Here is a 14,195-nt window from a genome sequence, read left to right on the forward strand (position 1 = left end):
ACAAAAATAAGCGTTCTCACCGATAAGACCAACCTGACAACAAAACCCTCAGCATCATACCTTGCTTACCCCGCTTTACACTATTTCAAAGTATTTCGTAAATCCGCTGGTTATTTCCGGCACGTGAATGTTATGTTATCACATAACAAAAATCACAAGAAAAAGATCTGCCATGGATAACCAGCCCTCGCCGTTACTCACCGTAGAACACCTGACGCTGTCGCTTGATGGAGACGTCAAAATTCACGATTTGAATTTTACGCTGTATGCCGGCGAACGTCTGTGTCTGTTGGGTGCATCGGGTTCAGGTAAATCACTCACTGCCGCCGCCATTTTGGGGACTCTGCCGACTGGCTCGACAGTCAATGGTTCCATTCGGCTGCAAGGGCAAGAACTCGCTGGCCGGCATCTGCAACAGCGCAAACGCCCCGCACTGGCAGCCATCTTTCAGGATCCCTTTACCAGTCTCAATCCCCTGACCCGCGTGGGCCAGCAGCTAATCCTGGCACTGCAGGGGCAGAACAACATGAAAAAACAGCGGGCACAGCGTTGCGCCATCGAGTTGCTGGCAGTATTAGGCTTGCCGCCGGAGATCATCATGTCACGCTATCCTGGCCAACTGTCTGGCGGACAATGCCAGCGAGTCTGCGCGGCGCTGGCATTGGTGGGTGAGAAAAGCCTGCTAATCGCCGATGAGCCTACCACGGCGTTGGACATGGTCAGCCAACATCAACTGATCGAGATCCTGAAAGCTTACACCGAACGTCCTCACGCACCGGCATTGCTGTTTATTACCCACGATCTCACCGTTGCCGCCAACCTGTGTCAGCGCGCCATCGTGATGGTAGATGGCAAAATAGTCGAGCAGGGATCGTTCGCACAATTGCTGCATCACCCTGCTCACCCCTATACCCGGCAATTGGTTGCCACAGCGCAGCGCCCAACCTTCAAGCGGACATCGCCGTTGAGTCTGGCAGGTTAACGGAATGAATGGCATGTCAATCAGCGGAACGCTGCCCTTTATCAGCCTGCAGCAAGTTTGCCTCCGATATTCATCACAGTCTGACGGACTGAAACCCACCGACCTGAATCTGTATCCGGAGGAACGCGTCGGGCTGGTAGGCTGCTCCGGCGCAGGGAAATCGACGCTACTCAGGCTGTTGCTGGCATTGGAAACCGCGGATGCCGGCCATATCCTATGCCAGGGTAATGCCGTCCGCCCAACCGCTGTGAACCCATTGCGCTGGTATCGACGTTTGGTGCAATACGTCCCTCAGGATGCCCATGCCTCACTTAACCCGCGCCACACGGTGGCCGAGTTGATTATTGAACCTCTGCGTCAGCTGGCACCCAGGCAGGATTTGAGCATTGCCGCTGAGCGGGCCTTGCGGCAGGTCGAATTGGATGATCACCTGATACACGTCCGCCCCGGCCAGCTCTCCGGTGGGCAGGCACAACGGGTGGCGCTGGCGCGTGCTATCGCGCTACAACCCCGATTTTTAATCGCCGATGAACCGGTCAGCGGTCTGGATCTGCCACTGCGTCAGCAGATCATCGGCCTGCTGGACAAGATTACTCGTCAACAAAATATGGGCATGCTGCTTGTCTCCCATGATATTTCACTGGTCGCCGCCCTATGCCAACGAACGCTGGTGATGGCCTGCGGCGTCATCGTGGAAGATCGTCCAACCGATGAACTGCTGCGCAGCCCGCGACATGCCGTCACCTGCGATCTGCTGGCCGCCATTCCCTCGTTACCCGCCCTTTATCAGCCCTGACATTCTGAGGACTTTTTCATGTTGAACCCACGCTTTATTGGCCCCACCGGCTGCCTGCTCGCCGGCAGCTTGCTGCTTGGCGGCTGTTTTGACCCTGCCGAACTGAAAGCAGGTAACGGCGAAGAACGGCGCATCCGGCTGGCCATGTTGCAACCGCCTCGTTCCGGGCTCACGCCGCTCAGCGATGATGCGTTTAAACTTTCGCGCTGGAGCAATACCGAAACGCTGGTGCTACTGAACGCCAATGGTGATGCCGAACCGGCATTGGCCACCGAATGGCAGCAGATAGATCAACACCGCTGGCGCTTTGTGTTGCGGCCGGGGGTCAGTTTCCACGACGGCAGTGTAATGACAGCACAGAGCGTCGTACGCTCACTTTCGGCGGCAATCAACGCCGCACCCAAACCGCGTATCCTCGACGGCATTGAATTATCAGTCAGCATTGAAGGCGATCACACCGTGATTATTTCCACCGCGGTCCCCGACCCTTTACTTCCGCAACGGCTGTCCAGCCCACAGTTGGCGATCCTTGCCGAACGGGCTTACGGTGCCAACGGCGTGGTTAACCCATTGCTGGCCGGGACCGGCGCTTTTGTGCTGACGGAAATCAACGGGACCAGCAGCGCGCGACTAAAGCGTTTTGAAGGTTATTGGGGCCAAAAAGCCGCAGCGCCGGGTATCGACGTCAGTTTTGTACCGGACGGTTCCGCCCGAGCCGCAGCTCTGCGCACCGGCAGTGCCGATCTGGTTGAAGCCGTGCCGGTATCACAGTTGCCACTGATTGCGGCAGAACGCATCCATGAAGTGCCGATGCCGCGCACCAATACCCTGTATCTGAACACCCGAGTAGGTGTCTTTAGCGATCCGCAGGTGCGTGCCGCCGCCGCCGCGGCTATTGAGCGTCAACCCCTGGTGGACAATGTCTACGAAGGCCGTGCCGATGTCGCCAGCGGACTGCTTGGCCCGGCACTGCCCTGGGCCGCCCCATTGAGACAGCCGCAACCCTTGCTGCCCACCAAGACGGTAACGAATAAAACCATCACCCTGGCCACCTTCAGCGATCGCGCCGAGCTACCGGAAGTCGCCGTTTATCTGGCGCAACAGCTTGGCGCAGCAGGTTTTGTGGTGAAACAGGAAGTGCGGGAATATGCGCATATTGAGGCCGATGCGCTGGCAGGCAAATTCGACGCATTTATTCTGTCGCGAGCCACGGTGTTGGACTCCGGCGATCCACTGGCTTATATGTTCAGCGATTTCGCCTGTCAGGGCTCGTTCAATATCGCCCAACTGTGCGACCCGCAGGTGGATGCGGCTATAACTCAGGCTGCCGCTATTGCGGCCGGTGCACAGCGGCGTCAGGCGATCATGGCGGCGGAAAACCGCATACTGGCCACTAATGCCGCGATCCCGCTGCTGCATGAACGAGTGATCCAGGGGGAAGCCGTGGGCATGAAGAATGCAGAGCGCGATCCGCGAGAACGCCAACTGGTGACACCGCGCAGCATGATCGCCAGCGGACAGCCCTGATGCGACTGGCGCAATGGCTATTGCCACTGGCCTCGCGGCTGTTTGCCCTGTTGGCAATGATATCCCTGATCGGTCTGATGCCCTGGCTATCCGGTCGCGACCCGGCAATTAGCCTGCTGCGAGCTCGCTCGGCCGAACAGGAAGCGACGCCCGAAGCCCTGAATGCCATTCGCCAACGCTTTGCTCTGGACGACGGGCCGCTGATGCTGCTTGGCCGCTGGCTTAATGGGGTATTGCATGGCGACGCTGGTCACTCCTGGATCTCCGGTCGCCCGGTACTGGAGGGGCTGTTACAGGCTACCGGAGTTTCTCTAACGTTAATGGGCTACGCGCTGGCGATAGCGCTGTTAGTCGCAGGGTTGCTGGCACTGCCAATCCTTTGGCGCGGCCTGCATGGCGAGTACCGCCGTTCTGCAGGCGTGTTGGCGGTGGCGCTGACCGCCCTGCCCGAGTTTCTCCTGGCCGCGCTGTTACTGATCCTCGGCGCCGTCTGGCTAAACTGGTTTCCCCCCTACGGCTGGCAAAGTTTGCGCCATGTGGTGCTGCCGGCGCTGGCATTGGGTTTACCTGCCGGCGGCCTGCTGGGCCTGTTGTTCAGTGACGGTTTGGCCGCGACCTTGTCAGAACGCTGGTTAATCACCTGGAGCCTGGCCGGTATCTCCCGGTGGCATTGTCTGCTGGCGGTGTTGCGCCGCACGCTACCCGCCTTGTTACCGCAAATTGGTTTAGTGCTGGTTGGGCTTACCGGCGGCGCCATCGCCGTCGAGAAAGTCTTCGCCATTCCCGGTCTGGGCAGAGCGACATTAGGTGCCGCCATCGCACAAGATCTGCCAACGCTGCAATGCGGCATTCTGATCTTGTTGCTGATCGCCTTCAGCACCGGTTTTTTGGCACAGGGCGCGCATTATCTGTTGCTGGGTCGGGTATCGCCAAGCCTGGCCAATTCGACGCCGCCACCGCACAGCGGCAAAGGCAGTTACGTTTTCGCCACCGTTGCCGCACTGTTGTTGTGCTTGTTGGTGCTGAGCGGGATCATACGCGATCCACTTTCGTCTCTGCATATTCGCCTCCAGCCGCCCAGCCTCGATCTGCCCTTCGGCGCGGATGCCACCGGTCGGGACATCCTGGCGCGCGTCGCTTACGGTGCGCTGAATACCAGCCTGCTGGCACTGGCGGTCAGCTTCGCTTCGCTGTTCCTCGGGATAATGTTCGGGCTGATGCCACGTCTGATGTGCGGAATGATTGAGCTGGCCAACGCCACACCGCCGATTATCGCAGGCCTGTTAGTGGTCGCCATTAGCGGCCCTTCAGCCTACGGCGCCGCCTGCGCGGTGATGTTGGTTAGTTGGGCTCCGCTGGCCGCTCATTGCGCTTCGCTGCTGATGGAAGCCCGCACTCAACCCTATATCCGCATGCTGCCGGTGTTGGGAATAGGCCGAGTGCGCACCTTGACGCATTACCTGCTGCCTGCCTTATGGGGGCCACTGCTGCGCCATGCCATGCTGCGCCTGCCGGGCATTGCGCTGGCGCTGGCCGCCCTGGGTTTCCTTGGCCTGGGTCCACAGCCACCCAGCGCAGAATGGGGGCTGGTGCTGGCGGAAGGCATGCCCTATATCGAACGGGCGCCGTGGGGAGTCCTGGCACCGGCGATCGCTCTGATATTACTGGCGGTGCTCGCAGTAACGTTGGCCAATACCGCCGGCAACCGTCGGGGCTGACGGCGCATCCTGGCCCGGTTTGTAGTAATATTATGCGGTACCTCAACCGGCCGGGAGACCCAATGCACCATCTGATGTTAGATATTGAAACCCTGGATATAAAACCCAGTGCGGTGATCCTGGTGGTCGCCGCGGTATTTTTCGATCCTCAAACCGGGCAGCTCGGTGCGGAATTTGAAAACGCCGTCAGCAGCCAAAAAGATCAGCCCGGCAGAACCATCAGCCTGGATACCGTCGCCTGGTGGGCGAAACAGTCTGACGAAGCGCGCAAACTGGCTTTCGGCGGCACAGAAAGCCTTAAACGCACGCTGACCAACCTGAGCCGGTTTATCCATATGAACAGCACCGATAAGGTCAAGGTCTGGGGTAACGGCAAGGAGTTCGATTGCGCCATCCTCGAACATGCCTTCCAGCAGCTTGATATGCCCTGCCCATGGAAGTTTTGGGATACGCAAGATGTGCGCACGGTGATCACCCTGGCAGAAATGCTGGGCTTTAACCCGAAGAAAGAACGGGCATTTGAAGGCACGCCCCACCGGGCATTGGACGACGCCAAACATCAGGCGCGTTACGTGGCGGATACGGTATCGGCACTTTACTATCGCAAAGCCGCTGGGTCATAAATAGAACCGGACTGGCGTACCGGCGGCGGGCCTATGTTTTGCCTCTTTCCATTTAGCGCCAGAATCTCTACTCTAGCCCTCTTTGTCACTCGGATGTGCTGTTTTTGTTATGCAAAAATTTCTGTTTCTGCTTCTTAGCCTGGTGCTGCTCGGCCCGCTGGGTATCGATCTCTATCTGCCGACCATCCCCGCTATCGCCGTTGGCCTTAACAGCAGTGAAGCGCTGATTCAGTCCACCATTTCTCTGTTCATTTTGGTGCTGGGCCTCGGGCAGGTTATTGCCGGCCCGCTGGTGGATAACTACGGCCGCAAGCCGGTGGCTCTGGCCGGTATTGTGATTTACATGATTGGCGCGGCGATGGCGGCGCTTGCCACCACGCCAACGATGTTTGTCGCATCTCGCCTGTTGCAGGGTGTGGCGGTGTGCTGTACCGCAGTGGTGGCATTCAGTGGCGTGCGCGATCGGATGAACGGCGACGATGCGGCCCGTGCCTTCGGTTTTCTCAACGGTACGCTGAATATTATTCCTGCTCTGGCCCCCTTGCTGGGTGGGCTGCTGGCAGAAGCCTTTGGCTGGCGCGCCCCATTCTGGTTCCTGGTGTGTTATGCGCTGGCGGTACTGGTACTGATCGCCCTTCGCCTGCCGGAAACCCGTCCGGCGGACACCGTGCGCGTCAAAGGGTTGCCGGTGCGACAATATGCTCGCATCGCCCGCGATCGCCGCTTTCTGTCCTTCGCCGTAGTCAACTCCGGTGCCATGGGCATGGCGCTGACCTACGTTTCGCTGGCCCCCAACGTGCTAATGGGCACCGCCGGGCTGACGCCGTTGCAATTCTCGTTGGTGTTTGGCGCCAATGGTTTTTGGATCATGCTGGTGAGTTTTTTCGCCAACCGCATCATTCACAAGGTCGGACGCCCAGTCTGTCTGGCAACCGGCGGTATATTGATGGGTATCGGGGCTATTGGGCTGCTGCTGGGCGTCTCCTTACTGTCCGGTGCGGCACAAACTCACTGGCTGGCTTATATGCTACCGGTCGCTTTTGCCTGCGCTGGTTTAGCCTTTGTGATGGGCCCGGCAACCAGCTACGCGCTGGAGCCGTATTCCAATGAGGCCGGGGTAGCTTCTGCATTGGTAGGTTTTGTGCAGATGGCCGGCGGTGCGGCTCTGGGCTTGTTGGCGATGGCGCTGCCATTGCAGCCCAAACTGTCACTGGCGCTGGTGATGCTGGTGGGTTGCCTGCTGGCGCTGCACGCACGACAGCGCAGCAAGCAAATAAAAGGTCAGTTGAAGAAGATTGCCTGAGGCTTAGGCCTCGGTGATGATTGGCACTCTGGCGGCCAGCGCCGTCAGTAATTCATAACCCAGCGTACCTGCCGCGGTGGCGACATCGTCAACCGGCAGGCGCCGCCCCCACAACTCCACTTCCGCCCCGATACCCGCATGCGGGCAAGGCGTCAGATCGACCACCAGCATATCCATTGAAACCGTGCCTAACGTTCGTGTCAGCACACCGTCCACCCAGACTGGCGTACCGGTTTGCGCATGACGCGGATAGCCATCGGCATAACCACAGGCTACCACGCCGATGCGTTGCGCTCCCTCGGCGCGGTAACGCCAGCCATAACCCACCTGATCACCGGATTTCAGCGTTTGAACACCGATAATTTCGCTACTCAGCGTCATGGTGGGTTGCAGACCGCTGTCGGCAATGTCACGCCATTGGCCGCTTGGTGAAGCGCCATAGAGCACAATGCCCGGCCGCACCCAACTGCCATGGGTTTGCGGGTGCCACAGCGTAGCGGCAGAGTTGGCCAGACAGCGCGGCAAAGTGATGCCCTTCGCCGCCCGTTCTATGCTGGCCATTTGCGACTCGACGCCCTGTGGACCGTCAGCGGTGGCGAAATGGCTCATCAGCGTCAGGCTGGCGATATTGCCGATCTCCTGAGCCTTCATCCAGACAGAGTGCAAACGTTCCGGTGCAAAACCCAGACGGTTCATGCCACTGTTCACTTTCAGATAAACATCCAGCGGTGCCGACAGTTTGGCCTCGGCTATCGCCGCCAGTTGCCAGTCGCTGTGTACCGAGGTCGTCAAACGATAGCGGTCCAGCAGGGCCAAATCCTGTGGCTTGAAAAAACCTTCCAGCAACAAAATCGGTCCTTGCCAGCCGGACTCACGCAGCAAAATGGCTTCGGCCAGATCCAGCAAGGCAAAACCGTCGGTCTGCGCCAGACTGCGCCAGACATGTTTGATACCGTGACCATAGGCATTGGCCTTGACCACCGACCAGACTTTGGCTTTGGGGGCGAAACGGCGAACCACCTGCAGGTTATTTTCAAAAGCGCCAAGGTGTAACGTGGCGGAAATCGGGCGAGGCATGGGCACTCCTACGGGCCGGCAAATGCGGTCACGGGCCAACGCCCGTGACAATAACATTATAAATTAGGGTTTTTAACGCGCGGGATGCACATCGTTCAAGGGGCCGGTGTAGAGGCTGCGAAATCCGGCGCTGTAACGTGCCACTCCCAGATCGTCTGAAGGAATGGCCGGCGTGATACCGGAAATCAAATCGGAAAGCAGTTGGCCGGAACCACAGGCCATGGTCCAGCCCAGGGTGCCGTGGCCGGTATTCAGGAACAGATTTTTCAGCGAGGTCTTGCCGACAATTGGCGTGCCGTCCGGCGTCATCGGCCGCAAACCGGTCCAGAAGGTAGCGTCTTCCACCCGTCCACCGTTAGGGTAAAGGTCGCGCACCACCATCTCCAGCGTCTCTCTACGCTTTTGTTCAAGCTGCGTGTTAAAACCCACGATTTCCGCCATGCCGCCGACGCGAATACGCTGATCGAAACGGGTAATGGCGATTTTGTAAGTTTCATCCAGCACTGTCGAGAACGGTGCGGCGGACTCATCGGTAATAGGAATGGTCAGCGAGTAGCCTTTCAGCGGATAGACAGGGATCGACACCAGGTCACGCAACAGCGCGGTGGAATAAGAACCAAAGGCCACTACGTAGCTGTCGGCTTTGAAGATTTCTCCGCCACATTGCACACCGCTAATCTTGTCCCCTTCCACCAGCAGGCGATCGACGCTGCGGTTATACAGGAAAGTAACTCCGGCCTGCTGCGCCAGTTTGGCCAGTTGCTGGGTAAAGAGTTGGCAGTCGCCGGTTTCATCGTTAGGCAGTTGCAGCCCACCGGTCAGCTTATGCGCCACCTGTGCAAGCGCAGGTTCAACGCTGGCCAACTGACTGGCTTCCAGCAGTTTGTAGGGCACGCCGGCATCTTCCAACACCGCGATGTCTTTCGCCGCACTTTCAAACTGTTGCTGGGTACGGAACAGCTGCAGCGTCCCACCCTGACGGCCTTCATACTGGATGCCGGTTTCCTGGCGCAGCGCCTTGATACAGTCACGACTGTATTCCGCCAGCCGCACCATACGCCCTTTATTGGTCATGTAGTGTTCGGTATTGCAGTTTTTGAGCATCTGCCACATCCAGCTCAATTGGAAGCTGCTGCCGTCCAGACGAACCGCCAAAGGCGCATGGCGCTGGAACATCCATTTAACCGCCTTCAAAGGCACGCCAGGCGCAGCCCACGGAGCCGCATAGCCCGGTGAGATCTGACCGGCATTCGCCGCACTGGTTTCCATCGCCGGGCCGGGTTGACGATCGATCACCGTCACCTCATGCCCCGCTTTCGCCAAATACCAGGCGCTGGCAACACCCACCACTCCACTACCTAAAATTACCACTCGCATCGCTGACTCCAGCTTAAGGCTTCACAAAGCATAATCTTCTGCTCACAGGAAATTAACTCAGTGGAAAAATCCGTCCAACATCTTCGTCATCAAACGTGACAACATTCACAATTAATTTATCGTTCATGGCCGTCTCTTTTGCAATAGCTACCTATAAATAGCGATAAGATGCGGTGAAAGGAGGATTTGAGAGCGAAACACAGGCCGATGTGCAGTCAATGACTGCATTGATGGCACCAAGTAAAAGCCAAGAAAGCAACAAGGATTTAACAGAATATAAAAATGAAACAGCGCCAATACCACAGAGTAATAAACTACAAAATAGCAACTTTACTGATATAACGCTTTGCCGGGGTGAGATCCTGTTCCAGCAGAAAAAACTCAGGGTAAAAGCTCCCCGGTAGCTCTCCCGGTGGGTTGCCGACGACATATCGTTGAATTTTTAAGCTTTATATCATTATTACCTCTGCGTAGATTGAGCTACGATTGATACAGGGTCTGCCGTTCGAGCAAGGTCCGTAATAACGAGGGTGCGCTGATGACTACTTCAACACATGATAAGGTCAAGGAAGATAAACGTCTGAGCGATGGACCGGACTGGACGTTCGAGTTGCTGCAGGTGTATCTGGAGCACATCGATCGCGTAGCCAAACATTACAAGCTCGACACCTACCCGCATCAGATCGAGGTCATTACCTCAGAGCAGATGATGGACGCTTATTCCAGCGTCGGCATGCCGATTAACTACACCCATTGGTCATTCGGTAAAAAATTCATTGAGACCGAGCAGCGCTATAAGCATGGGCAACAGGGCCTGGCCTATGAGATTGTGATCAACTCCAACCCCTGCATCGCCTACCTGATGGAAGAAAACACCATCACCATGCAGGCTTTGGTGATGGCGCACGCCTGCTATGGGCACAATTCCTTCTTCAAGAATAACTACCTGTTCCGCAGTTGGACCGACGCCAGTTCGATTGTCGATTACCTGCTGTTCGCCCGCCACTACATCAGCCAGTGCGAAGAGCGCTACGGCGTTGAAGAAGTGGAGAGACTGCTGGACTCTTGCCATGCGTTGATGAACTACGGCGTGGACCGTTACAAACGGCCGCAGAAAATTTCACTGGTCGAAGAAACAGCCCGGCAAAAAAGCCGCGAAGAGTACCTGCAAAGCCAGGTAAACACGCTGTGGAAGACCCTGCCACGGGTTGAACGTGAAGAGGCGCCTGAGCAGGCGCGCCGCTATCCAAGCGAACCGCAGGAAAACATCCTCTACTTTATGGAGAAGAATGCTCCGTTGCTGGAACCCTGGCAGCGTGAGATTCTGCGAATTGTGCGCAAAGTGAGTCAGTATTTTTATCCGCAGAAACAAACCCAGGTGATGAACGAAGGCTGGGCGACATTCTGGCACTACACCATCCTCAATCATCTGTACGACGAGGGCCGGGTAACCGAACGTTTTATGCTGGAATTTTTGCACAGCCATACCAACGTGGTTTATCAACCGCCTTACAACAGCCCTTATTACAACGGCATTAACCCTTACGCACTGGGCTTTGCCATGTTCCAGGACATCAAGCGCATCTGCCAGTCGCCGACGGAAGAAGATCGTTACTGGTTCCCGGACATCGCCGGTAAAGACTGGCTGGAAACACTTCACTTCGCCATGCGTGACTTCAAGGATGAAAGCTTTATCAGCCAGTTCCTGTCGCCGAAGATCATGCGTGATTTCCGACTGTTCACCGTACTGGATGACGATCGCAATAACTACCTGGAAATAGCCGCGATCCATGATGAAGCCGGTTACCGCGCAATCCGTCAGGAGTTGTCGGCGCAATATAATCTGAGCGACCACGAGCCGAACATACAGATCTGGAATGTAGATTTACGCGGTGACCGTTCATTAACGTTGCGTTATATCCCGCAGGATCGCGCTCCGCTGGATAAAAGTCGGCGTGAAGTGATGAAACACCTGCACCGTCTGTGGGGCTTCGACATTATTTTGGAGCAACAGAACGAAGACGGTAGCGTCGAGCTATTGGAGCGTTGCCCACCGCGCCCAACACCACTGTAAGACTGTTCAATAACTCAAAACTAAAGGGGCGCCAAATGGCGCCCCTTTTACGTAATGCGGTGTTGAGGTTAACGACGGGCTTCGGTCAGATCGCTTGGCATAGTGCCTTGCATGCTTTGCCAAATGGCGCCGCTATCTTTACCGTAGTTACGCACGCAGTCCATTACCTGATCGTATGACTTCTCATGGCACAGCGTCGACAGCTTGCTATAGAAAGTCAGCGCCAGTTTGCGAGACTCCGGGTTTGAGAAGTAGTAACGGCCAACGCGGGTATACAAGCCTTTCAGACCGTTGAAGATCAGACCGTAAATCGGGTTGCCGGAAGCAAACGCCAGACCACGGAAAATTTCGTAGTCCAACAGGTTGAAAGCATCCGCCTGATCTTCCACCTGAGTGGCTTTCGCCAACACTTCCTGAGCGGCCTCTGGATGGTTACGCACCGCTGCGCGAATAAAGATCGCCGCAATATTGGTTCGCACAGACAGCAGGTTGTCGATCAATTGTGGAACGCTCTGATGGTCGAGGCGCGCCACCGTCTCAAGAATATTGAGGCCGGATGTTTCCCAGAAATTATTTACTTTGGTCGGTTTGCCATGCTGAATGGTCAACCAGCCATCACGCGCCAGGCGTTGTAAAACTTCACGTAACGTGGTGCGCGTGACACCAATCAGTTCTGAAAGCTCACGCTCCGCGGGCAAAATAGTGCCAGGAGGGAAGCGATTATTCCAGATACTCTCGATAATGTATTCTTCCGCGAAACCGGCAGGACTCTGCGCCTTTATGACCATGTGTTTGACGTTCCGTAGCGACGATAATCAGTAATAGTAGTCGGCTGATCATACCAGATCGCTATTGCATGACCTAGCGTGAGCGAAAAACATTGAACGAAACTGTGCATAAAGTGGCAAAAAACGTGCAAAAACACCGCTTAGAGAAATTTCTCATCGTAAAGCAAGCCCTTATTGCATCTGCCCCGGCGGCATTGTTAGGCTAGTATGAGACAACTTATTTTCAGGACGTGTAACGCATAATGGAAACGACCTTTCGCAGTGCCCTGGTGAAAAACTTCCTCGGGCAATCACCAGACTGGTACAAACTGGCCATTCTGGTTTTCCTGGTGGTCAACCCACTGGTTTTCTTCCTGGTCGATCCGTTCATTGCGGGTTGGCTGTTAGTAGTCGAATTTATCTTTACCCTGGCAATGGCGCTGAAGTGCTACCCACTGCTGCCGGGTGGTCTGCTGGCCATTGAGTCAGTGCTGATCGGCATGACCAGCCCCGATCGGGTGGGTGAGGAAATTGCCCATAATCTGGAAGTGCTGCTGCTGCTGATCTTTATGGTAGCCGGCATCTACTTTATGAAGCAGTTGCTGCTGTTCGTTTTCACCAAGCTACTGCTCAACATCCGCTCAAAAATGCTGCTTTCTTTGGCATTCTGTTTTGCGGCGGCGCTGCTGTCAGCCTTCCTCGATGCATTGACGGTCGTTGCGGTGGTTATCAGCGTCGCTACCGGATTTTATTCGATCTACCACAACGTGGCTTCAAACCGTTCTGACGGTAATGACGGTAATATTGATGTCGGTGACGATAGCACCCTGGTCAGTGACGATCACAAACAGACGCTCGAGCAGTTCCGCGCCTTCTTGCGCAGCCTGCTGATGCACGCAGGCGTCGGTACCGCGCTGGGCGGCGTGATGACCATGGTGGGTGAACCGCAGAACCTGATTATTGCCAAAAGCGCCGGCTGGGGATTTGTTGACTTCTTCCTGCGCATGGCGCCGGTTACCCTGCCGGTGTTTGCGTGCGGCCTGCTGGTTTGCTTACTGCTCGAACGCTTCGGCGTCTTCGGCTACGGAGCAAAACTGCCGGAACGCGTACGTGAGGTACTGACCGAGTTTGACCGCCAGGCTACCGCCGGACGCAGTAAACAAGAACAGGTCAGATTGGTCGTTCAGGCGCTAATCGGCATTTGGTTGGTGGTGGCGCTGGCCTTTCATCTGGCGGAAGTAGGCCTGATTGGTCTTTCGGTCATTATTCTCGCCACTTCACTGTGCGGCGTCACCGATGAACACGCCATCGGTAAGGCCTTCCAGGAGGCACTGCCTTTTACCGCGCTACTGACGGTATTTTTCACCGTGGTGGCAGTAATTATTGAGCAACACCTGTTTACACCGATTATTCATTTTGTTCTGCAGGCGCAACCCTCTTCACAACTGGCGCTGTTTTATCTGTTTAATGGCCTACTGTCTTCGGTATCTGACAACGTGTTCGTCGGTACGGTATACATCAATGAAGCCCGTGCTGCATTTGAAAACGGTGTGATTTCCCTGAAGCAGTTCGAAATGCTGGCGGTCGCCATTAATACCGGCACCAATCTGCCATCGGTCGCCACGCCGAATGGTCAGGCGGCTTTCCTGTTCCTGCTGACCTCTGCGCTGGCACCGCTGGTGCGTTTGTCTTACGGGCGGATGGTATGGATGGCTTTACCCTATACTGTGGTATTAACCCTGGTGGGTCTGCTGTGCGTCCAGTTTACACTGGCACCTGCGACTGAGCTGCTGACCCAGTGGCATTGGCTGACGCTGCCATCGATTGAAGCCGCTACACACTGACCCTGTTAACCCACTCCGCTGTCAGCGACTATTTTTGTGCTGAAACAGGCTCAGGTAGCTGGCAGCAGAGTTGAATTGGTTTACACTGCCAGTTCAATTGCTTACTG

At 56.2% G+C, this 14,195-nt stretch carries 12 protein-coding genes; 9 read left to right on the forward strand and 3 right to left on the reverse strand.

What is annotated here, in order from left to right; genetic code table 11:
• Positions 1–172 precede the first annotated feature (172 nt).
• The 6 genes from M2406_RS08235 (at position 173) to M2406_RS08260 (ending at position 6,949) form a co-directional block, all read left to right on the forward strand.
• A complete protein-coding gene (locus M2406_RS08235; RefSeq protein ID WP_259189606.1) occupies positions 173–982 on the forward strand; it encodes an ABC transporter ATP-binding protein in 810 nt (269 codons plus the stop codon).
• A gap of 13 nt (positions 983–995) precedes the next feature.
• Positions 996–1,778 carry an ABC transporter ATP-binding protein gene (locus M2406_RS08240; RefSeq protein ID WP_405050618.1) on the forward strand — a complete coding sequence of 261 codons (783 nt, stop codon included), beginning with the start codon at positions 996–998 and terminating at the stop codon, positions 1,776–1,778.
• An 18-nt stretch (positions 1,779–1,796) separates the two neighbouring features.
• Positions 1,797–3,305, forward strand: coding sequence for an ABC transporter substrate-binding protein (locus tag M2406_RS08245; RefSeq protein WP_259189608.1), 1,509 nt, complete (start codon positions 1,797–1,799; stop codon positions 3,303–3,305).
• Positions 3,305–5,023: an ABC transporter permease subunit gene (locus M2406_RS08250; RefSeq protein WP_259189609.1), complete on the forward strand. Its 1,719-nt coding sequence runs from the start codon at positions 3,305–3,307 to the stop codon at positions 5,021–5,023. Before M2406_RS08245 ends, M2406_RS08250 begins: the two co-directional genes overlap by 1 nt.
• Positions 5,024–5,085: 62 nt before the next feature.
• Entirely contained in the window at positions 5,086–5,646 is a 561-nt protein-coding gene (locus tag M2406_RS08255) for a 3'-5' exonuclease (RefSeq protein ID WP_012145467.1), read from the forward strand.
• A gap of 109 nt (positions 5,647–5,755) precedes the next feature.
• The gene (locus M2406_RS08260) at positions 5,756–6,949 is read left to right on the forward strand and encodes a multidrug effflux MFS transporter (protein WP_012145468.1); all 1,194 of its coding nucleotides are present in this window, start codon (positions 5,756–5,758) and stop codon (positions 6,947–6,949) included.
• 3 nt (positions 6,950–6,952) lie between these two features.
• Here M2406_RS08260 and dadX read toward each other — a convergent pair whose 3' ends face one another.
• Positions 6,953–8,026 (reverse strand): catabolic alanine racemase DadX, encoded by a 1,074-nt coding sequence (dadX, locus tag M2406_RS08265; protein ID WP_259189610.1) that lies wholly within the window; start codon positions 8,024–8,026, stop codon positions 6,953–6,955.
• A gap of 72 nt (positions 8,027–8,098) precedes the next feature.
• The gene (locus M2406_RS08270; RefSeq protein WP_012145470.1) at positions 8,099–9,403 is read right to left on the reverse strand and encodes a D-amino acid dehydrogenase; all 1,305 of its coding nucleotides are present in this window, start codon (positions 9,401–9,403) and stop codon (positions 8,099–8,101) included.
• 173 nt (positions 9,404–9,576) lie between these two features.
• Between M2406_RS08270 and M2406_RS08275 the strand changes: the two genes are divergently transcribed.
• Positions 9,577–9,807: a hypothetical protein gene (locus tag M2406_RS08275; protein ID WP_259189611.1), complete on the forward strand. Its 231-nt coding sequence runs from the start codon at positions 9,577–9,579 to the stop codon at positions 9,805–9,807.
• Positions 9,808–9,941: 134 nt separating this feature from the next.
• Positions 9,942–11,477 carry a SpoVR family protein gene (locus tag M2406_RS08280; protein WP_012145471.1) on the forward strand — a complete coding sequence of 512 codons (1,536 nt, stop codon included), beginning with the start codon at positions 9,942–9,944 and terminating at the stop codon, positions 11,475–11,477.
• 68 nt (positions 11,478–11,545) lie between these two features.
• Here the strand turns inward: M2406_RS08280 and fadR are convergent, their stop codons facing one another.
• Complete coding sequence (gene fadR, locus M2406_RS08285; RefSeq protein ID WP_012145472.1) at positions 11,546–12,265, reverse strand: fatty acid metabolism transcriptional regulator FadR; 720 nt, start codon at positions 12,263–12,265, stop codon at positions 11,546–11,548.
• 242 nt (positions 12,266–12,507) lie between these two features.
• Between fadR and nhaB the strand changes: the two genes are divergently transcribed.
• A complete protein-coding gene (nhaB, locus tag M2406_RS08290; protein ID WP_012145473.1) occupies positions 12,508–14,088 on the forward strand; it encodes a sodium/proton antiporter NhaB in 1,581 nt (526 codons plus the stop codon).
• The last annotated feature ends 107 nt before the right edge of the window (positions 14,089–14,195 follow it).

The sequence above is a fragment of the Serratia sp. BIGb0163 genome (genome assembly GCF_024809935.1).
GTDB classification, from domain to species: domain Bacteria; phylum Pseudomonadota; class Gammaproteobacteria; order Enterobacterales; family Enterobacteriaceae; genus Serratia; species Serratia quinivorans.

Coding starts and splice junctions, on each gene's coding strand:
- nhaB (WP_012145473.1), top strand. CDS start 12,508: ATGGAAACGACCTTTCGCAGTGCCCTGGTGAAAAACTTCCTCGGGCAA.
- dadX (WP_259189610.1), bottom strand. CDS start 8,026: ATGCCTCGCCCGATTTCCGCCACGTTACACCTTGGCGCTTTTGAAAAT.
- M2406_RS08245 (WP_259189608.1), top strand. CDS start 1,797: ATGTTGAACCCACGCTTTATTGGCCCCACCGGCTGCCTGCTCGCCGGC.
- M2406_RS08240 (WP_405050618.1), top strand. CDS start 996: ATGTCAATCAGCGGAACGCTGCCCTTTATCAGCCTGCAGCAAGTTTGC.
- M2406_RS08255 (WP_012145467.1), top strand. CDS start 5,086: ATGCACCATCTGATGTTAGATATTGAAACCCTGGATATAAAACCCAGT.
- M2406_RS08270 (WP_012145470.1), bottom strand. CDS start 9,403: ATGCGAGTGGTAATTTTAGGTAGTGGAGTGGTGGGTGTTGCCAGCGCC.
- M2406_RS08280 (WP_012145471.1), top strand. CDS start 9,942: ATGACTACTTCAACACATGATAAGGTCAAGGAAGATAAACGTCTGAGC.
- M2406_RS08260 (WP_012145468.1), top strand. CDS start 5,756: ATGCAAAAATTTCTGTTTCTGCTTCTTAGCCTGGTGCTGCTCGGCCCG.
- M2406_RS08250 (WP_259189609.1), top strand. CDS start 3,305: ATGCGACTGGCGCAATGGCTATTGCCACTGGCCTCGCGGCTGTTTGCC.
- M2406_RS08235 (WP_259189606.1), top strand. CDS start 173: ATGGATAACCAGCCCTCGCCGTTACTCACCGTAGAACACCTGACGCTG.
- fadR (WP_012145472.1), bottom strand. CDS start 12,265: ATGGTCATAAAGGCGCAGAGTCCTGCCGGTTTCGCGGAAGAATACATT.